A 17,493-nucleotide genomic window follows, 5' to 3' on the forward strand; every position below is an offset into this window, starting at 1 on the left:
CACCTACGACCAGGAACCAAAGTGGAAAGCCGGGCAGACCGGCGGACCTCACACGCCCTCCATACGGTCACGACCCACGACCATGCCAGCGACCGCCCCGGCTACTTCATCGGTGAATTGAGGTTAAATCAGCCCGAACAGCTCACTGACGTGCGTTCAGCGGCTTGAGTCACCGGCCCGTGAAAGACCGAGGCTAGTCCTGGGCGCACCAGGGCCCACGGACCTGCAGCTCACCCGTGGCGTGGTCGTCCCACGGCTGCGGCTCCAGGCTGGCGGCGTCGACGATGCGGGCCTCGACCCCGAGGATGGGGATGCCGGCACGGGCTCGCTGTTCGGCCTGGGTGCCGGCGTCCGCGTCCGCGTCGGCGTAACGGCGAGGCAGGACCGAGGAGGAAGCCAACGGGCTGATCTCGGTCATGCCCCAGGCCTGGAGGATCGGCAGTCCGACCTGGTCGCGATAGGCCTCGGAGAGCGCCTGCTGCACCGCCGAGCCGCCGCAGCCGATCCTCCCGGAGCCGGTGGGGACGGCCGGCCAGGTTCTACAACCACGACCGACGACACAGCACGATCGGAATGGTGAGCCCGATCAGCTACGAGACCGCCGCGGCGACCGAACCGGAAGCCGCCTAGGAAACCCTCCACGATGCGGGGGGAACCACAGTTAGGCGACGGCTTCGAAGTGCAGTCGCAGGCCGAGGGCACGGGAGACTTTGATGACGGTGGCCAGCGTGGGGTTGCCGCTTGGTGAGAGTGCTTTGTAGAGGCCTTCGCGGCTGATTCCGGCTTGGCGGGCGATTTCGCTGAAGTTGCGGGAGCGGGCGATGTCTCCGAGGGCGTGGGCGATGACGGTGGGGTCGTCGTTGCTTTCTTCGATGAGGGCTTCCAGGTAGGCCGCGACGTCCTCGACGGTGTTGAGGTGCGTCGAGGGGTCAAAGTGGGTGAAGGTTTCGGTGTTCATTGGGATTCTCCTTGTGTTCGTCGCCAGTGTTCGGCGATCTCGTGCGCTCTTGTGATGTCTGTTTGTTGGCTGGACTTGTCTCCTCCGGCGAGGATGAGGATCAGTTGGTCCTGGTGGCGGAGGTAGTAGATGCGGTAGCCGGGTCCGTAGTTCAGGCGCAGTTCCGAGACGCCATGGCCGACGGGTCTGACGTCTCCGGGGTTGCCCGAGGCCAGGCGTCTAATCCGGACGAGCACCCGCGCGGCGGCCTGTCTGTCTTTGAGCTTTGTCAGCCAGCGGTTGAAGGTGTCTGACCAGAGGATCTCGATCACGTGTGTCAACTATAGTTCACACCAGGTGTGTGGATCAACCGCTGCCACACGCCTGGGCCTGGGGCGGGGCGTGTGGCCCAGGGGCGCTGCCCGGGCCGGTGGTTAGGGCCGGGGTGGCAGTGGAAATGGTGTGGTGAACTCGGTGAACCACTGGGCGGGTGTGAGCTGTACTGCGCCGATGGGCCCGGTGACTGCGTCGACGGGGATGTCATAGAGGGTGAGGACGTCGTTGTCCTGGAAGAGGTCTTCGGCCAGGTCTGACCACGACTGGCCGGTGTCGGTGGTGGTGCGGTGGAGGATGAGGTGCAGTGCCATTTCTTCGCCGGTGCAGCGGGGTACGGGTGCGCCCCACCGCTTGGAGTCGTCGGCCAGCCGGGAGGCGCAGTCGGCGAATTGGTAGCGCCAGAACCGGCTCTGGGCGTACGTGCACGCTGGCAGGGCGGCGAGGATGTGTCGCTGACTGGGGCCCACTGCCGCGGTACCGAGCGCATCAGCAGCGGTGCGGATCTCGGTCGCGATCTTGCGGGCCGTGGTGGCGAGGATGCCCGCACGCCTGTGGCCAACGGTGTCGATGAGTTCGGCGAACTCAGCATCGAGATTAGTCACGGCCCACCCTCCTGGTCCGGACGAAGAAGGTGGCAGTGATTCTAGTGGCCCTCCCGCGTGCGAGGCGCTCGTGCGCCCCTGGCTGTGCGCCGGCGCGGCCCTCGTCGCCCGGGTGGCGTTCTCCGCTGGCGGGGCTCGCGCCCGGCCCGCGGTGCCAGCGGTGCGAAGGGGTGGTCGCTGCCCGATCGGTTAACGTTGGTAACTAGATAAGTTCCCGGTTACCCGTTACCGGACTTGGAGGGGTTGTCATGTCGACGTCGGAGAAGATCGCTCGAGCCTATGGGGTGCTCGTTGCACGAGGGGACAAGGTCACCGTGCGCAGCGTGCAGCGTGAAGCGGGGGTGCGCATCGGTGAGGTGGCCGCGTGGATGCGCGAGCACGCCACCGGCGCTGCCGGGGACGTGCCCGAGGCTCCGGATCTGTCGGAGGCAATGTCGGCGATGGTGCAGTCGGTGTGGGCCGCGGCGTGGAAGCGGGCCGCCGAGCAGGCGGACGAGGCGACCGCTGTGGCGCTGGATGCAGCCCGCGGCGGCGAGGCCGACGCGCTGGCGGCCGCCGAGCAGGCCGCCGCCGAGAGGGACGAGGCCGCCGCGTCACGCGATCGCGCCACTGGTGAGGCCGAGGGGCTACGCGTAGAGCTGGAGCAGCTGCGCGGTCAGCTCGAGACCGCGCTCAATGACGCCGCCGTCGCACGCGCTAAGGCCGAGGAGTCCGACCGGGCACGGGTCCGGGCGGAGGCCACCTCGGACACCCTGCGGGAAGTCCTGGACTCGCTGCGCGAGACCGCGCGCAAGCCAGGCCAGTCGGATCAGCCGGGCCAGTCATAGCCAGCCCGCCAGAGCACGAAGCGCGCTGACTGTCGGAGGGGAAAGCCACACTGACAGCCGATCTGGCCGTGAGGTCTGTGCGAGCGCCGCGGCGGGAAGGCGTTAGCGACAGGAGTGTGGAATGTGGGATCTGGAGACCGCGCTGTTGGCTACCGCTCTCGTCGCTGGCGGCGCCTTGGCCTTGCCGCCGCCTCGCGCGTGGGGCCGGCGGGTTCTGCGCGGTGATTGGCATGCTCGGTGTTTTGCAAGGGCCGTACGTGGGCGCCGACGGTAGCGGCGCTCGGGCTGCTGGCGTGGTTCGTCGGTCATTGGTCGTTCGCGGTGCGCCACGGGCGTGCACTACCGGGCGCGGATGGCGCTGTGGGTGATCGATAAGACCCCGTTGCGATGGACGATCCCGCGGTACTGGCAACTGCGCCGGCAACGCCGACAAGCAGCGGCCCGCTGACACATCCCGCCCGGGCCGCCAACGAGAATGGCCCCGCCTGCGGGCGGGGCCATTTGGTGTGGGTGACTGTACTCCAGCTTTAGAACAGTGGGGGCGTGTCGAGCGGTGCGGCGTTGCCGGATGCCCGTGCGTAGGCGACCGGGTCCCAGCCGCCCGCCACGGCGTCGCGGACGGCCAGCGAGCGGGCCTGGCGATCGTGGCGCTTGGCCAGGCTGCGGATGATCCCGGTGCGGCCACAGGCCACCGCGTAGAGCAGGTTCGCCGACTGGGTGGAGGCGATGAGGTGTCAAGCCCCGGGTTTTGTAGAGGGTGGTTATCTGGCGTCGATGAGGTCGTCGACGGGCTCTGGTGCCGGTTCGGCCGCCGTGTGTTGGGCTTCGTACTCCGCCGGGGGGACGTAGCCGATCTCGCCGTGGATGCGGCGGTGGTTGAACCAGTCGATGTACTCGGCCACGGCGATCTCAAGGTCGTCGATGTCCCGCCATGGCCCCTTGTGGCGGTTGCGGATCAACTCGGCTTTGAACAGAGAATTGAACGCTTCGGCCATCGCGTTGTCGTAGGAGTCGCCGCGTGAACCCACCGAGGCCACCAGATCCTGTTCTTCGAGCCGCTCGGTGTAGCGCAGCGCCCGGTATTGAACGCCGCGGTCACTGTGGTGAATCAGGCCGCCCAGGTCGTCGCCGGCGTGGGTGCGCTGCCAGATCGCCATGTTCAACGCGTCCAGAGCCAGGTCGGTGTAGAGGTTCTTGGACAGCTGCCACCCGACGACCATCCGCGAGTAGACGTCGATGATGAACGCCGCGTACACCCACCCGGCGTAGGTGCGGATGTAGGTGATGTCGGCTACCCATAGTTAATTTGGCCGCTCGGCGACGAACTTGCGTTCCACCAGGTCAGCGGGCCGCTCGGTCTCAGCCTTGGGCCGAGTGGTGCGCGGCGACTTGGCCCTCTGGACCCCCTTGAGTCTTTCAGCTCTCATGAGGCGTTCGACGGTGTAGCGGGCGACCTGGTGGCCGGCGCGTCCCATCTCCTTCCACATCTTGCGGGCGCCGTACACGTGGTAGTTCTCCTCGTACATCGTGGTGATCGCGGCCGTCAGTTCGGCGTCGCGAACCGACCGCGCTGAGGGCGGTCGGGTCTTGGCGGCGTAGTAGGACGAAGGCGCGATCGCGGCGCTGGTCTCGGACAGTGCGTCGCAGATCGGCTGGACACCGTGTTCGTCCTTGTGGCGGTCGATGAACTCAACCTTCAGCGCTGTGGACGGTCCAGCTCCGCGATGCTCCTATGTCAAGCCCCGCTCACGCCGCCGCCTGAAGTGCAGGGATCGGAGTGCGTGGCGCTGCAGTTGGAGGCGGCGACGTGGCCTCGGCCACGGGCCGTGCTTCGTCGGCGCGCATCGCTGCGAACACCCGGTCCGATATCCGGCGGCGGAGCAGTCGCAATGCCTCGGTTCGGGTCTTGCCGGCGGCGATGAGCTTGTCGTAGTAGTCGGTGCCTTCGCCGCCGAGCCGCAGCTGGGTCACCGCGGCCATGTGCAGCGCGGTGTTGATGCGCCTGTTACCGCCCCGGGACAGCCTGACGCGGACCTTGTTGCCAGACCACACTGGGATCGGAGCCGTGCCGTTAAAACGGGCGAAGGCGTCTTTGGACTTGAACCGCCTGACCCCGGCAGTCTCGCCGATGATCATGGCCGCTCCGAGCACCCCAAGCCCCGGGACCTCAAGCAGGTGCTGATGATTCGCGCGCGCCAGCTTGCTCAGGCGGCTCTCGATCTCGTTGATCCGCCGGGTGAGCGATCGGATGTCCTCCAAGATGTCGCGGGCGATCTCCGGCACGACCCCGGTCAGGCCGTCCAGGTGGGTAATCAGCTCATCGAGAAGATGGTAACGACGCAGCGCCCGGGACGGTATCTGCAGGTCAGGGTCGATCTCGTGCAGGAACCAGCGGACCTTGGACTGCAATGCGGTACGGCGAGCGACCAGGCTGCGACGGTGGTCGGACAGTAGCTTGATCTCCCGCGCCGGCCCCGGCAACTCGGCCGTCGGTAGGTCACTTTCGCGCAGGGCAACGCGTGCCACGGCCTCTGCGTCGATCGGGTCGGACTTGCCGGGTTCGCGACCCGACCGGCGCATACCCGCCATCAGCCGGGTGTGGACTCGCACGACCTTGTGCCCGGCGTCGAGCAGGTCGGCTTCCAGGCGCCGGGTCAGGTGCCGGCAGTTCTCGATCGCAATGATCACCTCCTCGAACTGCTCGAGCCAGGTCATGATTTTCTGATGCCCGGCCGCCCGGGCCTCGACTGTGAGGACATCGATCCTCCTGCCGACCTCGTCGACAGCTACGAGCGTGTGCCAGTTCTTGTGGGCATCAATTCCGATGACAGTCACCGCGGGCCTCCTTCTGATCCGTTGCCGTACGTTCGGCACCGCCGACCGAGGTCGGGCACGCCTCAGTCGGGCAGGACGAGCGAGCAAGCTCCTATCAGGCCACGGCCTTGATCAGCGATGCACACCCGGTGGAGCGGCACATCGCGGACAAGCCACCTATGGCAGCGAAAAAACGAGCCAACCCCACCGGGCATCGTCATTGTGGTACTGAAGCGAAAAAAGCCGACGCCTGCTTCAAGATCGTGTTCGCCCGCCGCAGCTCGCGGTTCTCCTTCTCCAGCTGGGCCAGGCGGGCGTCGCGATCAGCCGAGACCGACGAGGCGTCTTGGCCCTCGGCCTGGGCTTTACGGACCCAGGCCCGTAGTGCTTCGCGGTGCACGCCGAGCTGCTCAGCGACACGCACGATCGCACCGTGTGAGCGGTCGGGGTCGGCCAGTGCTTCCAACGCCATCCGCGTCGCTCGTTCGCGCAGCTCGTCCGGGTACTTGCGAGGTGCTCCCATGGTTCTGATGATCCCTTCCCGGGTAATCGATGTCTCCATCAAACCCGGGGCGATGCACGTCGATGCCGACGGCCAGCCGGCCGAGCTGCACTTGGTGATGGACAACTACGCCGCCCACAAGCACGCGAACGTCAAGGCCTGGCTGGCCGACAATCCACGGTTCACGGTCCACTTCACACCCACTCACGCCTCGTGGATGAACCTGGTGGAGGTCTGGTTCGGCATCGTCGAACGCCAGGCCATCCGCCGCGGGTTCTTCACCTCCGTCAAGGACCTCAACGCCAAGATCCGCACCTTCATCGACGGCTGGAACAACCGCTCCCACCCCTTCGTCTGGACGAAAACCGCCGACGAAGTCCTCGCGAAAGCCAACCGTAAGAAGACTTCAAATGCGGACCACCAGAGACGTGTTTAGGCGTGCTGGCGGACGGAGTGCTCGCCGAGCGAGCGAGTGCGCGTCGGGTACGGACTACTGTCCCATGACAGGTGTCGGGAGTGACCGGGCGATGATCTCCTTCATGATCTCGGTGGTGCCGGCGTAGATCTGACTGACCCGCAGGTCGGTCCATGCGCGCGCAATCGGATACTCCTCCATGTAGCCGTAGCCGCCGTGGAGTTGCAGGCAGGTGTCGGCGACTTGCTGAGCGCGTTCGGAGCTCCAGTACTTCGCCATCGCGGCGGTGGGGATGTCCAGTTCGCTCTTGACATGCAGGTCGAGACACTCGTCGATGAAGGCGCGGGTGACGCGGGCTTCGGTGGCGACCTCGGCGAGCTTGAACTTGGTGTTCTGGAATCCGAAGATCGGTTTGCCGAACGCCTCGCGCGTGAGTGTGTACTCGTGTGTCAGGTCCAGCATCAAGTCCATCGACGCGGCGCAACTGACGGCGACGATGAGCCGCTCCTGCGGGAGCTGCATCATGAGCTGGACGAAGCCCTGCCCCTCCTCGGTGCCGAGCAGATTGCTGGAAGGCACACGTACGTCATCGAAGAAGAGCTCGCAGGTGTCTTGCCCCTTGAGGCCGATCTTGTCGAGGACACGGCCGCGCCGAAATCCTTCGGAGCTGGTCGGCACGATGACCAGTGAGACGCCTGCAGCAGCCTGATCCGGGCTGGTCTTGCAGGCGACGAGCACCATGTCTGCGTGGTAGCCGTTGGTGATGAAGGTCTTGGCTCCGTTGATGACGTAGTCGTCGCCTTCTCGGACTGCCTTCGTCTTGATTCCCTGGAGGTCGGAACCGGTCCCCGGCTCGGTCATCGCAATGGCGGTCACGACCTCGCCGGAGGCCATCTTGGGCAGCCATTCGCGCTTCTGCTCCTCGGTGCCGTAGTGCAGCAGGTAGTGCGCCACGATGCCGCTGTGGAGTGCAGCCCCCCAGCTGCTGTCACCGATGCGGGCCTGCTCCTCGATAAGGATCGCCTCGTGGAAGAAGTTGCCGCCGCCCCCGCCGTACTCCTCGGGAACGGAGGCGCACAACAGGCCGAGCTCGCCGGCGCGGGTCCATAGTTCGCGGTCGACGCGCTTCTGTTCGATGAACCGCTCGATGTTGGGCTTGATCTCCCTCTCGCAGAACGTCCGGGCGAGTTGACGGAAGTCGTCGAGGTCCTGGTTCATCCAGGGTGAACGGCGGCTGGGCATGGGTCCTCCAAAGATTATGTGCCGGGTACAGGGTGTACCCGAAGGCTACGGGTACACCCTGTACCGCGCCAGTCCCTTTCGGGTTAGAATGTGCTGGTGGATCTTGCGAGGTGGGTGGACACGGCCGTGGTGCGCCGATCGACGGCGCACGAATCGCACCGGTCGGCACGACGAGAGCAGATAGTGGTGGCCGCGGCTCGTGCGATCGAGGAGTACGGTCCCGGCGTCGGTACTGCCCAGATCGCGGAACGGGCAGGCGTTGCGCGGCCTCACGTCTACCGGCACTTCGACAGCAAGGAAGACCTCGAACGAGAAGTGCTCCGATTCGCGGCTGATCAGCTCATCGACACCGTTCGTCCCGCCATGCGCGTGAGCGGTACAGCTCCCACCATCATCGAAGGCGTGATAGGCGCTGCCATCGGATGGGCTGCCGGTCATCCCAACCTGTATCGCTTCATGGCGGCGCGCCAGCAGAACAAGGAGACGCACCGGGCCAGGTTGGGGCGCACACGGTTCCTCGGGGAGGTGGTGTCCGCAGCCTCGGCATACATGCGCACATCCGAGGTACAGGTCGATCCCCCGGACGGCGTGATGGCGGGGTTGATGGGCATGGTCGACGCGGGGATCATCTGGTGGCTGGACCACCACGATGAGTCGAAGGAAGAGGTGACCACCCGGATCGCCCATCAAGTTTGGCTGATCATGCGTGATCTCGCCCAGAGCGTAGGGGTTGCTGTGGACAACGACCTTCTGTTGAGCGCGCGATGAGGGACCTCTCGCCCGGAATGGGCGCACCCCGAGCCCGTCGAAGCGGTCCCGCGTTGGAACGGCGACGCCCCGTGTGCGACCGGTGGCTGGAAGAGGTCGGTGACCTGGTGCGGCGGATGCCCGACGTCTGCATCTCGGCAGTGCCCGGCGAGCAGCCGGCCGGCTGGCCGCGCACGGCCGTAGCGCTCAAGACTGACGGTCTGGTCAACACCGCGGTGCGGCGATGACGCCGGCGCCGGGATCGCACCTTGAGGCGACCTTCTTCCTCGATCACGACCACGCTTCGGTACGCGACTTCACCCAGCACGTGATCGCCGGCGCGTCGAGCCCCCGAGAGAGAGCGTCCCTGCTCTTTGCTGCAGTGCGTGACCAAATCTGGTACGACCCCTACTCGGTCTCCGAGGATCCTGAGCATTACCGGGCGAGCCACGTCCTCCAGGCCGGCCGCGCCTACTGCGTGCCCAAGGCGGTGCTACTGGCCGCGGTTCTGCGGGCCGCGGGCATCCCTACCCGACTCGGCTTCGCCGATGTACGGAACCATCTGCAGACCGACACCTTACGAGCCGTCATGGGTGGAACGGATCTGTTCGTCTATCACGGCTATTGCAGCGTCTACATCGACGGACGATGGCTGAAGGCCACACCTGCCTTCAATGTCGAGTTATGCGAACGATTCGGCGTGCCACCGGTCGAATTCGAGGGACGGAGCGACGCGCTCATGCACGCCTTCACCTCCGACGGGACTCGGCACATGGAGTACGTACGAGACCACGGTAGCTTCGACGACCTCCCCCTGGGCCGCATTCTGTCTGCCCTCCACCAGGCCTACGGACCTATGGTCACCGCCGCTGCGGGGCCTGACGATGCCTTCACTCCTCCAGCTACCACCGGAGAGACCACTCCGGAAGGATCCGTGGACTCATAAGGGAGCACCTGGTGAGCCACTCCCGCCGGGCGCGGTCCTTCTTAGGGGCTGCGGAAGTGGTACTCAAGGGTGCTGGTGGGCGCGTCGGAAGTGGCTCGGTGAGCTGCCGGTCCATCCTTTGAAGGCATGCGAGAAGTTCGTGAGGTCGCTGTAGCCCAGTTCGGCGGCGACCTCACTGACAGACGTGGAGCGGTCGAGCAGCCGTATCCGGGCGCGGTCGAGCAGTGACTCCTGGAGGAGTTCGCGGAAGCTGGTTCCCTCCGCGGCGAGGCGGCGTTTCAGGGTACTCGAGGAGATCGAGAACTCATTCGCGACCGATTGGATGGTCCTCACCCCTGGCCCGTCGTCCAGCAGTGCCCGCACCCTGCGGGTGAAGTCCCGGCTGCCGCCCTGACGTTCGAGCGCCTGCTGGAGGCTGGTGACGGCGACGTCGTAGGCGACTGGGTCGGGGAAGCGGCAGGCCGCGTGTAGCGTCCGTTCAGGGATGTGCACATAGGACAGGGGGGCGTTGAAGATGAGCCGCGCCCCCGGCCAGGCTTCTCGAGCCCCGCTGCTTGGCTCCGGCCAGCGACTATGCATGGTCACCTCCGACGCGTCGTCGACCAGTCGGTCGACCAACCGCATGAGGGCGAGTCCGCAGTAGGTGACGGCGAGACAGTCCAGGTCGGGGTCTGCCGCGTTCCCGGTGAGCCGGATCGTCAGGTCGTCGCGCTGGGGATCGGACTGGGTGGTGACGGCCTCGGTGATCACGGGAAGATAGGTCAACAGCTGAACGACCTGGGCGACGGTTCCTGCGCTGACCAGCGGCACGCTCAACGGCCCGAAGGACGTGAGCTGGGCCTGTTCCGCGCAGGCGATCCCCAGCTTCGTTGCCTGCTCGGCATCGAGGTCCGGGTAGACCTCGCGAAACCACCGCAGCGGTGCCTGCTCCTGGGTCCGGATCAGAGACAGTTCCCCGGTTCCCTCGCGCGCCATGATGGCACGGAACTGCTCGGCACTGTCCGGATCGATCGCCGGACTGGCCAGCAGCTGCGCGAAGGCAAGCGCTGGGACGCCCGGCTCGCTTCTCTGCACAGCGCTCCTCACGTGACCCGATCTCACAGCAGGATGACACGATTCAACATGGTCATCGCCGATATCAACGACAATACTGGAGAAAATGTCGATGACGTAGTCAATAGTGAGGGAGTTGTAGATGACAGTCGTTACCTTCGTGTCATACGACGGGGAGAAGCACGAGGCGCCCATCGAGGAGGGCTGCTCGCTGATGCAGGTCGCCACGAACAACGCCATTCCGGGCATCGATGGTGACTGCGGCGGAGAGGCCGCATGCGGCACCTGCCACGTGATCGTCGATTCCGCCTGGGCCGCCAAGGTCGGCCCCTCCGGCCCGGAGGAGGAGGAGATGCTGTCGATGAACCCCGAGCGAGAGCCGACGTCGCGGCTGTCGTGCCAAGTCCAGGTCTCCCGGTCATGGGACGGCTTGACCGTGCAGTTGCCTGAATTCCAGATGTAACAGGAGGTGTTGACGAGATGAAGATCCCTGACGCAGTGAAGACGAAGGTCGACGCCGCCATACCCCTGGATCGCCAGGTCCAGGCCGCGCACCTCTACGACAAGAGCCGACGTTGGTTGACGGGCACGAACGGGCAGAAGATGTTCGTCGAACGCCCGATCCCGCCGGTCGAAGAACTCGCGCTCGAAGACATCGACCTCAGCAACCCCTTCCTGTACCGACAGGGGCAGTGGGCCCCCTACTTCGAGCGCCTGCGTAACGAGGCCCCGGTGCACTACCAGCCCAACAGTCCGTTCGGGCCGTTCTGGTCGGTGACGCGGCACGCCGACATCATCGCTGTGGACAAGAACCACGAGGCCTTCTCCGCCGAGCCCCTGATCGTCATCGGGGCGCCGCCGCGGTTCATGGACATCGCCATGTTCATCGCCATGGATCCGCCCAGGCACGACGTTCAACGGCGCGCCGTCCAAGGCGTGGTGGCTCCCAAGAACCTGCGCGAGATGGAGGGCCTCATCCGGGAGCGCGTCAGGGACGTCCTGGACAACCTGCCCGTCAACGAGCCTTTCGACTGGGTGAGGACGGTGTCGATCGAGCTCACCGCGCGCATGCTGGCGACCTTGCTGGACTTCCCCTACGAGCAGCGCCACAAGCTTGTCGAGTGGTCGGACCTGGCCACCTCCATGGAGCAGGCCAATGGAGGGCCCTCCGACAACGACGAGCTGTTCAAGGGCATGGTCGACATGGCGCGTGGACTCAGCGCACTGTGGCATGACAAGGCCGCCCGCCTGGCGGAGGGAGAAGAGCCGGGTTTCGACCTGATCACCATGTTGCAGAGCGACGAGGCCACCAAGGACCTGATCGACCGTCCGATGGAGTTCGCCGGCAACCTGATCCTGTTGATCGTCGGGGGCAACGACACGACCCGCAACTCGATGAGCGGCGGCGTTCTGGCGCTGAACCGGTTCCCGGACCAGTTCGAGAAGCTCAAGTCCGACCCCGGCCTGATCCCCAACATGGTCTCCGAGATTATCCGGTGGCAGACCCCTCTTGCCTACATGCGGCGGATCGCCAAAGCTGACACCATCTTGAACGGTCAGTTCATCCGTAAGGGTGACAAGGTGGTCATGTGGTACGCCTCGGGCAACCGGGACGAGTCCGTGTTCGAGCGGCCGGACGAGTTGATCATCGACCGGCCCAACGCCCGCAACCACATCGCTTTCGGGTTCGGCGTCCATCGGTGCATGGGCAACCGATTGGCCGAGCTGCAGTTGCGGATCCTCTGGGAGGAGCTGCTCCCACGCTTCGAGAGGATCGATGTCGTCGGTGAGCCGGAGTACGTGCAGTCCAACTTCGTTCGCGGCATCAGCAAGCTGATGGTCGAGCTCACCCCCAAGGGAACCGGATGAGTTCGGGGCGCGCGGTGGTGGTCGGCGCCAGCCATGCCGGCGCGCAGTCGGCCACCCGCCTCCGCCGGGAGGGTTGGTCCGGTGACATCGTGGGCCGGTGACGAGCCGATGTTGCCCTACCAGCGACCTCCTTCTCGAAGACCTGTGGAAGGAACAAGGACGATCTGTGGAAGGGACAAGAAGGTGTCGGCGCTCCCATGGTCCCGGTCGGACCAGTACGACCACAAGCTGCGGATCGCGGGACTCAACAACGGTTATGACGACATCGTCCTGAGCGGTGACCCCACCTCTGACCGAAACCGCACCTGCTACTACCTCAGGCAGGGTGAGCCGGTCGCCGCTGACAGCGTCAACCGCCCCGGGGACTCCATGACCACCAACGGCATTCTCGGCCAAGTCGCCGTCGACACGACTGCCCTGACACCGGAGGTGGCGGTGTGAGCAAGCAGACCGACCACTGGTCGTGGTCACCACCGAACGTCTGACCCCCGAGGTGAACAAGGATGGTTTGGAGGTCGACGGCAGGGCCCGCGATGAGACTTCTGCCTTTCGTTCCGGGCGCCCGTGACTCGCATCAGTCCGCAGGCGTGCGACGCGCACCCGCGGACGCCCGCGGCCCTGCATGGTGGCTCGCGTTGGTCGTCTGCAAACCCCTTCTGCTGCTCGTCAGGAGAGCGGACTGGCGCGGTACAGAGCGCCTTCCCGGGTCGGGGGGCGCAGTACTGGCGGCCAACCATGTCTCCCAAGCCGACCCGCTCTTCCTCGCGGAGATGGTCCTCGCCCAGGGCCGGACCCCCCGGTTCATGGCAAAATCAAGCCTGTTTCAGAGCAGAGCAGTGGGCTGGTGGTTTCGGTCGGCCGGCCACGTCCAGGTCGACCGCTCCGACGGGCGAGCCGGGATCCGCGCCGCGATCGAAGCAGTGGATCGCGGCGCCCTCGTCGTCGTCTACCCGGAGGGATCGATCACGAACCGACCGGATGCACGTCTGATGTCGCTCAGGTCGGGTGCTGTTCGCATCGCGCTCGAGACGTCAGTCCCATTGATCCCCGTCGCCCAATGGGGTGTGCAGGCCATCGCGCCAGCCTACGAAGGAAGGGTGGTGCTGGGCCGCCGTCGTCGGGTCACCCTGCTGGTCGGGGACCCGGTCCCGCTCGAGGACCTCCGAGAATTGCCGACGGCGACGGCAGCCGCTGCGGGTGTGCAAAGACTTCAGGACACCCTCGCAGCGATGGTCGACCAACTGGCCGACGAGCACGCTAGGTAGCGTGTGGCCGTGTCCAAGTCAGTGACGCGAGTCGATCGCGAGACAGGAATCGCTAACCTTTCTGTCATGCGGGCACCGTCAATGCGCGAACGATTCAAGGAGCACATGCGCCTGGCTGTCCTCGAGGCTGCCCACGACCTGACTGTCGACCGCGGCTGGGACCGGGTGCGCATGGGGCAGGTGGCTGATCGTGCCGGGGTGTCGCGGGCGGCTCTGTACAAGGAGTTCGGTGACAAGGCCGGCCTCGGAGAAGCCGTCGTACTCCGGGAGGCCTCGCGCTTCCTCGAGGGCATCCGGGGCGCGCTGGAGGCGCACATCGGCGATGCGAAGCGAGGCATCGCAGCCGCCGTCGACTACACCTTGAACGAGGCCGGGCGCAGCCCCCTGCTCAAGGCGGTGCTCATCTCCAACCGTGACCTTGATGCGGGAGGTCAGGCGTCCACGGGGATGCTCCCGCTGCTCACGACATCCGCACCGCTTCTCGACCTCGCCTCCGACACCCTGGCCGGATGGGTCGCGGAGAGTTATCCGGGTCTCCCCCCGGGCGATGTCATCGACGCGGCCGACACCCTGGTGCGCCTGACGGTCAGTCATCTTGCGCTCCCCAAGTGGGACCGAACCGCGACAGCGCGGAAGATCTCCGAGGTCGCCGTCCGGTTCCTCTCACTCGAATAGTGACCTGCGCCGGGCGTCGGGAGCAGTCTGAACTGGGCTTCAGCGGCGCACGGCGTGTTCGTTGCCGCCGTGCTGCTGCCGTAGCACCGTCTTGAGCACCTTGCCGGTCGCTGTGCGGGGCAGCTCGGCTACGAACTCGATCCTGGTGGGGCACTTGAAGTGGGCAAGCCGCTCCCGGGTGTATGCGATGAGTTCCTCGCCGGTCGGCTCGGCGCCGTCCTGGAGCGCCACGGTGGCCACCGGGGTCTCGCCCCAGCGGACGTCGGGGACGCCGACGACGGCCACTTCACGAACGGCCGGGTGCCGGTAGAGCACTTGCTCGACCTCGATCGGGTAGACGTTCTCGCCGCCAGTGATGATCATGTCCTTTTTGCGGTCGACGAGCGTGATGAACCCCTCGGCGTCTATGCGGCCCAGGTCACCGGTGTGGAACCAGCCGCCGCGGAAGGCCTCGGCCGTGGCTTCCGGGAGACCCCAGTAGCCCGCGAACACATTGGGTCCCCGGAGGACGAGCTCTCCGACCTCGTTGGTGCGCGCGTCCTTGTCGGCGTCATCAACGATGCGCGCCTCAACGTGGAACACCGCGCGGCCGATGGATCCGGCCTTCTCCTTGACGTGATCGGCGTCCAAGACGGACACGATCGGAGCGGTCTCGGTCATTCCGAAACCCTCCTGGAAGGGCAGCCCCTTACCCTGATAGAAATCAATGACCGGCAGAGGGCAGGGCGCTCCACCGGAGACGGCGAGCTCCAGCGAGGACAGGTCGAAGTCGTCGAAGCCAGGCTCCGACATGAGCGCTGCCCACATGGCCGGGACCATGAACTGCACGGTGGCCCTCTCTCGGGACATCGCATTCAGGGTCTGCGCCGGGTCGAACGAGGGAAGCAGTACGTTGGTCCCGCCGACGTACAGCAGCGGCAGGGTGTGGATCCCGAGGCCCCCGATGTGGAACATCGGCGCCACGGTCACCGTGACGTCGGTCTCACGCAAGCCGCGCCCGAAGGACAAGCTGTTCACGACGTTCCACAGGTGATTGTCGTGGGTCAGCATCGCGCCCTTGGGTCGCCCTGTGGTTCCGGACGTGTACATCAAGCACGACACGTTGCTCCGATCGACGTCGGCGCTGACTGGACGGGCCTCACCGTTGGCCAACACGTGCTCATAGCGCAGCTCGCCGTCCTCGGGTTCGCCGCCGACGACCAGGCGGGATCGGACGCGTACTCCCTCGCCGGCCACAGCCGCGCGTGCCCCCGGAGCCAGGGGCGCCGAATACACGAACACGTCTGCGCCCGAGTCCGCCAAGAGATAGGTGATCTCGGCCGGCGCAAGACGCACGTTCATGGGCACGAACACCGCGCCCAGCTTGGCCGTGGCCAGCATCGTCTCTATGAACGCGGTGCTGTTGAGCAGGAGCCCTGCCACCCGATCGCCCCGTCGGACGCCGAGGGCGCTCAGTGCCCGGGCCAGTCGATTGGTGCTGCTGTCTAGGGCGGAGTAGGTCAGACGCCGCTCACCGTCGACGAGAGCGATCCGGTCCCCGGAGAGGAATGCCCTCGTCGTGACCCAGCTGCCGATTCCCTCGTCCATGGACATTCCTTCCGGGATGCTGTCATCTCTGCGAGTGAGTCAGATCACGTAGTTTGTCCAAACCTGACGGTGCCCACAAGCTAGTCGGACGCTACTGAGTAAGTCAAATCAAATGAGACATTTCAGGGTGTTGGAACGTAACCAGTTTTGGCTCGTCTGGCGGGGTCGTTGATGGTGGCCTTCTCTGGAAGTTTCGGCGGTTGCGGTCGTCGGCTGAACCGTTGCGGGTGGGCGTGGTAGGCGGCGTCGAGGACGGCTTGGCGTCGTGCCTGGACGTCGGTGGCGGTGCCGTAGTGGACGCTGGCCCGGATGTTCCTGGGCCTGCTCCGGGCGATCATCGCGCATCCCAAGCCGGTGATCGCGGCCGTCGACGGTCACGTCCGCGCCGGTGGGATGGGTCTGGTGGCGGCCTGCGACCTCGCCGTCGCCGGACCGTCGTCCACCTTCGCGCTCACCGAGGTCCGCCTCGGCCTGGCGGCCGTCATGATCTCCGTACCGTTGGCGGCACGCGTGAACTCACGGGATCTCGCATGCGTGCTGCTGACCGGCGAGAAGTTCGACTCCGCGCACGCCCGGCGGATCGGCCTGCTCTCGGACGCGGTGGAGGACCTCGACGCCGCCGTCGACGAGCTCGTCGACTCCTTCCGGCCCTGCTCGCCGCAGGGACTGGCGGAGAACAAGGCGCTGCTGGCCGCGCCGATGATTGCCGAGCTCGACGCCCGTGGAGACGACCTCGCCGGGGTCACCGCGCGGCTGTTCACGACGCCCGAGGTGGCCGAGGGGATGAGCGCATTTCTCGAACGCCGATTGCCCTCCTGGGCGACGCCCGACGCGTAGCGTATGCGATTGTCACAGATATATGACTCGACACACATCACAGAAACCCGCAACGAGAGGTAAAGCCATGCGTACCAAGGCCGCCATCATCCGTGAGCCCAAGCAGGACGGCTGGGAGATCGTCGACGTCGACATCGACGATCCCAAGGCGGGAGAGGTCCAGGTCAAGTTGGCCGCATCGGGCCTCTGCCATTCGGACGAGCACCTGCTCACCGGCGACCTGCAGTTCGAGTCCTACCCGATCATGGGCGGTCACGAGGGTGCCGGGGTCGTCACCAAGGTCGGCGAGGGTGTGATCGGCCTAGAGGAGGGAGACCACGTCGTCCTGGCGTTCATCCCCGCCTGCGGTACCTGCCCGCCGTGTTCAGAGGGCCTGCAGAACCTCTGCGACAACGGCGCGGGACTGCTCACCGGGCGTGCGATCAGCGACGGCGGCTTCAGGGTGCACACCGCCGACGGTGAGGACGTGGCCACCATGTGCCTCCTGGGGACGTTCGCCCCGCACGTCACCGTGCACCAGTCGTCCGTCATCAAGATCGAGAAGGACATCCCGCTGGACAAAGCCGCACTTCTCGGCTGCGGGGTGTGCACCGGTTGGGGCTCGGCCACGGAGATCGGCGGCGCCAAGGAGGGCGACATCGTGGTGGTCGTGGGAGTCGGTGGGATCGGCATCAACTCGGTCCAGGGTGCAGCGGCGGCGGGTGCGCGCGCTATCGTCGCCGTCGACCCGGTCGAGTTCAAGCGCGAGAAGGCCAAGGAGTTCGGGGCCACCCACACCTGCAGCTCCATGGACGAGGCGATGGCACTGGTCGGAGAGATCAGCTGGGGTCGGATGGCCG

The 17,493-nt window shown here is 66.0% G+C and carries 22 protein-coding genes and 2 pseudogenes; 12 read left to right on the top strand and 12 right to left on the bottom strand.

Annotated features, from left to right (window positions below; translation table 11 throughout):
• Window positions 1–193: 193 nt before the first annotated feature.
• From Q2K20_RS17680 to Q2K20_RS17695, 4 genes are all read right to left on the bottom strand, one after another.
• Window positions 194–505 carry an AMP-binding protein gene (locus Q2K20_RS17680; RefSeq protein ID WP_268817110.1) on the bottom strand — a complete coding sequence of 104 codons (312 nt, stop codon included), beginning with the start codon at window positions 503–505 and terminating at the stop codon, window positions 194–196.
• 156 nt (window positions 506–661) lie between these two features.
• Window positions 662–958: an addiction module antidote protein gene (locus tag Q2K20_RS17685; RefSeq protein WP_069389435.1), complete on the bottom strand. Its 297-nt coding sequence runs from the start codon at window positions 956–958 to the stop codon at window positions 662–664.
• Complete coding sequence (locus Q2K20_RS17690) at window positions 955–1,269, bottom strand: type II toxin-antitoxin system RelE/ParE family toxin (RefSeq protein ID WP_069389434.1); 315 nt, start codon at window positions 1,267–1,269, stop codon at window positions 955–957. The genes Q2K20_RS17685 and Q2K20_RS17690 overlap by 4 nt, the downstream gene beginning before the upstream one ends.
• 102 nt (window positions 1,270–1,371) lie before the next feature.
• The gene (locus Q2K20_RS17695) at window positions 1,372–1,875 is read right to left on the bottom strand and encodes a hypothetical protein (protein WP_083249696.1); all 504 of its coding nucleotides are present in this window, start codon (window positions 1,873–1,875) and stop codon (window positions 1,372–1,374) included.
• A 248-nt stretch (window positions 1,876–2,123) separates the two neighbouring features.
• On the opposite strand from Q2K20_RS17695, the gene Q2K20_RS17700 reads away from it, so the two are divergent.
• Window positions 2,124–2,702, top strand: a complete 579-nt coding sequence (locus Q2K20_RS17700; protein ID WP_119193514.1) for a hypothetical protein — start codon at window positions 2,124–2,126, stop codon at window positions 2,700–2,702.
• 527 nt (window positions 2,703–3,229) lie between these two features.
• On the opposite strand, the gene Q2K20_RS17705 is transcribed toward Q2K20_RS17700, so the two are convergent.
• The 5 genes and pseudogenes from Q2K20_RS17705 to Q2K20_RS17725 all read right to left on the bottom strand — a co-directional run bounded on the left by Q2K20_RS17705 (window position 3,230) and on the right by Q2K20_RS17725 (window position 6,039).
• Entirely contained in the window at window positions 3,230–3,394 is a 165-nt protein-coding gene (locus tag Q2K20_RS17705) for a hypothetical protein (protein ID WP_241261438.1), read from the bottom strand.
• Between the two features lie 69 nt (window positions 3,395–3,463).
• Window positions 3,464–3,991, bottom strand: a pseudogene (locus Q2K20_RS17710) (IS3 family transposase); the annotation flags it as partial.
• Between the two features lie 12 nt (window positions 3,992–4,003).
• A complete protein-coding gene (locus Q2K20_RS17715; protein ID WP_307872434.1) occupies window positions 4,004–4,402 on the bottom strand; it encodes an IS3 family transposase in 399 nt (132 codons plus the stop codon).
• Between the two features lie 46 nt (window positions 4,403–4,448).
• Window positions 4,449–5,537 carry an IS110 family transposase gene (locus Q2K20_RS17720; protein ID WP_269529596.1) on the bottom strand — a complete coding sequence of 363 codons (1,089 nt, stop codon included), beginning with the start codon at window positions 5,535–5,537 and terminating at the stop codon, window positions 4,449–4,451.
• A 196-nt stretch (window positions 5,538–5,733) separates the two neighbouring features.
• Entirely contained in the window at window positions 5,734–6,039 is a 306-nt protein-coding gene (locus Q2K20_RS17725; RefSeq protein WP_069389780.1) for a transposase, read from the bottom strand.
• A 79-nt stretch (window positions 6,040–6,118) separates the two neighbouring features.
• Here Q2K20_RS17725 and Q2K20_RS17730 point away from each other — a divergent pair.
• Window positions 6,119–6,454, top strand: a pseudogene (locus Q2K20_RS17730) (transposase); the annotation flags it as partial.
• 54 nt (window positions 6,455–6,508) lie between these two features.
• Here Q2K20_RS17730 and Q2K20_RS17735 read toward each other — a convergent pair.
• Window positions 6,509–7,675 carry an acyl-CoA dehydrogenase family protein gene (locus Q2K20_RS17735; RefSeq protein WP_069389782.1) on the bottom strand — a complete coding sequence of 389 codons (1,167 nt, stop codon included), beginning with the start codon at window positions 7,673–7,675 and terminating at the stop codon, window positions 6,509–6,511.
• Window positions 7,676–7,771: 96 nt separating this feature from the next.
• Between Q2K20_RS17735 and Q2K20_RS17740 the strand changes: the two genes are divergently transcribed.
• Genes Q2K20_RS17740 through Q2K20_RS17750 form a run of 3 tightly spaced genes read left to right on the top strand, consistent with a single transcriptional unit; the run spans window position 7,772 to window position 9,368 of the window.
• Complete coding sequence (locus tag Q2K20_RS17740) at window positions 7,772–8,443, top strand: TetR/AcrR family transcriptional regulator (RefSeq protein WP_235027696.1); 672 nt, start codon at window positions 7,772–7,774, stop codon at window positions 8,441–8,443.
• Window positions 8,444–8,460: 17 nt separating this feature from the next.
• Window positions 8,461–8,670 carry a hypothetical protein gene (locus tag Q2K20_RS17745; RefSeq protein ID WP_141244302.1) on the top strand — a complete coding sequence of 70 codons (210 nt, stop codon included), beginning with the start codon at window positions 8,461–8,463 and terminating at the stop codon, window positions 8,668–8,670.
• Window positions 8,667–9,368, top strand: a complete 702-nt coding sequence (locus Q2K20_RS17750) for a transglutaminase-like domain-containing protein (protein ID WP_069389783.1) — start codon at window positions 8,667–8,669, stop codon at window positions 9,366–9,368. The genes Q2K20_RS17745 and Q2K20_RS17750 overlap by 4 nt, the downstream gene beginning before the upstream one ends.
• Before the next feature lie 63 nt (window positions 9,369–9,431).
• Here Q2K20_RS17750 and Q2K20_RS17755 read toward each other — a convergent pair whose 3' ends face one another.
• Window positions 9,432–10,442 (bottom strand): AraC family transcriptional regulator, encoded by a 1,011-nt coding sequence (locus tag Q2K20_RS17755; protein ID WP_069389784.1) that lies wholly within the window; start codon window positions 10,440–10,442, stop codon window positions 9,432–9,434.
• Between the two features lie 121 nt (window positions 10,443–10,563).
• Here Q2K20_RS17755 and Q2K20_RS17760 point away from each other — a divergent pair, with 121 nt between their 5' ends.
• The 5 genes from Q2K20_RS17760 (at window position 10,564) to Q2K20_RS17780 (ending at window position 14,230) form a co-directional block, all read left to right on the top strand.
• Entirely contained in the window at window positions 10,564–10,884 is a 321-nt protein-coding gene (locus Q2K20_RS17760) for a 2Fe-2S iron-sulfur cluster-binding protein (protein ID WP_007628312.1), read from the top strand.
• A gap of 17 nt (window positions 10,885–10,901) precedes the next feature.
• A complete protein-coding gene (locus tag Q2K20_RS17765; RefSeq protein ID WP_069389785.1) occupies window positions 10,902–12,290 on the top strand; it encodes a cytochrome P450 in 1,389 nt (462 codons plus the stop codon).
• A 183-nt stretch (window positions 12,291–12,473) separates the two neighbouring features.
• Window positions 12,474–12,731, top strand: a complete 258-nt coding sequence (locus tag Q2K20_RS17770; protein WP_007628308.1) for an oxidoreductase C-terminal domain-containing protein — start codon at window positions 12,474–12,476, stop codon at window positions 12,729–12,731.
• 146 nt (window positions 12,732–12,877) lie between these two features.
• Entirely contained in the window at window positions 12,878–13,555 is a 678-nt protein-coding gene (locus tag Q2K20_RS17775; RefSeq protein ID WP_269505313.1) for a lysophospholipid acyltransferase family protein, read from the top strand.
• 105 nt (window positions 13,556–13,660) lie between these two features.
• Window positions 13,661–14,230, top strand: a complete 570-nt coding sequence (locus Q2K20_RS17780) for a TetR/AcrR family transcriptional regulator (protein WP_069389790.1) — start codon at window positions 13,661–13,663, stop codon at window positions 14,228–14,230.
• A 39-nt stretch (window positions 14,231–14,269) separates the two neighbouring features.
• On the opposite strand, the gene Q2K20_RS17785 is transcribed toward Q2K20_RS17780, so the two are convergent.
• Window positions 14,270–15,817: an acyl-CoA synthetase gene (locus tag Q2K20_RS17785; protein ID WP_119193391.1), complete on the bottom strand. Its 1,548-nt coding sequence runs from the start codon at window positions 15,815–15,817 to the stop codon at window positions 14,270–14,272.
• A 309-nt stretch (window positions 15,818–16,126) separates the two neighbouring features.
• Between Q2K20_RS17785 and Q2K20_RS17790 the strand changes: the two genes are divergently transcribed.
• Complete coding sequence (locus Q2K20_RS17790) at window positions 16,127–16,654, top strand: enoyl-CoA hydratase-related protein (protein ID WP_228549152.1); 528 nt, start codon at window positions 16,127–16,129, stop codon at window positions 16,652–16,654.
• A gap of 67 nt (window positions 16,655–16,721) precedes the next feature.
• Window positions 16,722–17,493: alcohol dehydrogenase catalytic domain-containing protein (locus tag Q2K20_RS17795; RefSeq protein WP_069389703.1), on the top strand; the 772-nt coding region annotated here is incomplete at its 3' end.

Source organism: Dietzia sp. IN118 (genome assembly GCF_032905965.1).
Classification (GTDB): Bacteria; Actinomycetota; Actinomycetes; order Mycobacteriales; family Mycobacteriaceae; genus Dietzia; species Dietzia kunjamensis.

Coding starts and splice junctions, on each gene's coding strand:
- Q2K20_RS17685 (WP_069389435.1), bottom strand. CDS start 958: ATGAACACCGAAACCTTCACCCACTTTGACCCCTCGACGCACCTCAAC.
- Q2K20_RS17700 (WP_119193514.1), top strand. CDS start 2,124: ATGTCGACGTCGGAGAAGATCGCTCGAGCCTATGGGGTGCTCGTTGCA.
- Q2K20_RS17725 (WP_069389780.1), bottom strand. CDS start 6,039: ATGGGAGCACCTCGCAAGTACCCGGACGAGCTGCGCGAACGAGCGACG.
- Q2K20_RS17735 (WP_069389782.1), bottom strand. CDS start 7,675: ATGCCCAGCCGCCGTTCACCCTGGATGAACCAGGACCTCGACGACTTC.
- Q2K20_RS17745 (WP_141244302.1), top strand. CDS start 8,461: ATGGGCGCACCCCGAGCCCGTCGAAGCGGTCCCGCGTTGGAACGGCGA.
- Q2K20_RS17750 (WP_069389783.1), top strand. CDS start 8,667: ATGACGCCGGCGCCGGGATCGCACCTTGAGGCGACCTTCTTCCTCGAT.
- Q2K20_RS17760 (WP_007628312.1), top strand. CDS start 10,564: ATGACAGTCGTTACCTTCGTGTCATACGACGGGGAGAAGCACGAGGCG.
- Q2K20_RS17765 (WP_069389785.1), top strand. CDS start 10,902: ATGAAGATCCCTGACGCAGTGAAGACGAAGGTCGACGCCGCCATACCC.
- Q2K20_RS17780 (WP_069389790.1), top strand. CDS start 13,661: ATGCGCCTGGCTGTCCTCGAGGCTGCCCACGACCTGACTGTCGACCGC.
- Q2K20_RS17785 (WP_119193391.1), bottom strand. CDS start 15,817: ATGGACGAGGGAATCGGCAGCTGGGTCACGACGAGGGCATTCCTCTCC.
- Q2K20_RS17790 (WP_228549152.1), top strand. CDS start 16,127: ATGTTCCTGGGCCTGCTCCGGGCGATCATCGCGCATCCCAAGCCGGTG.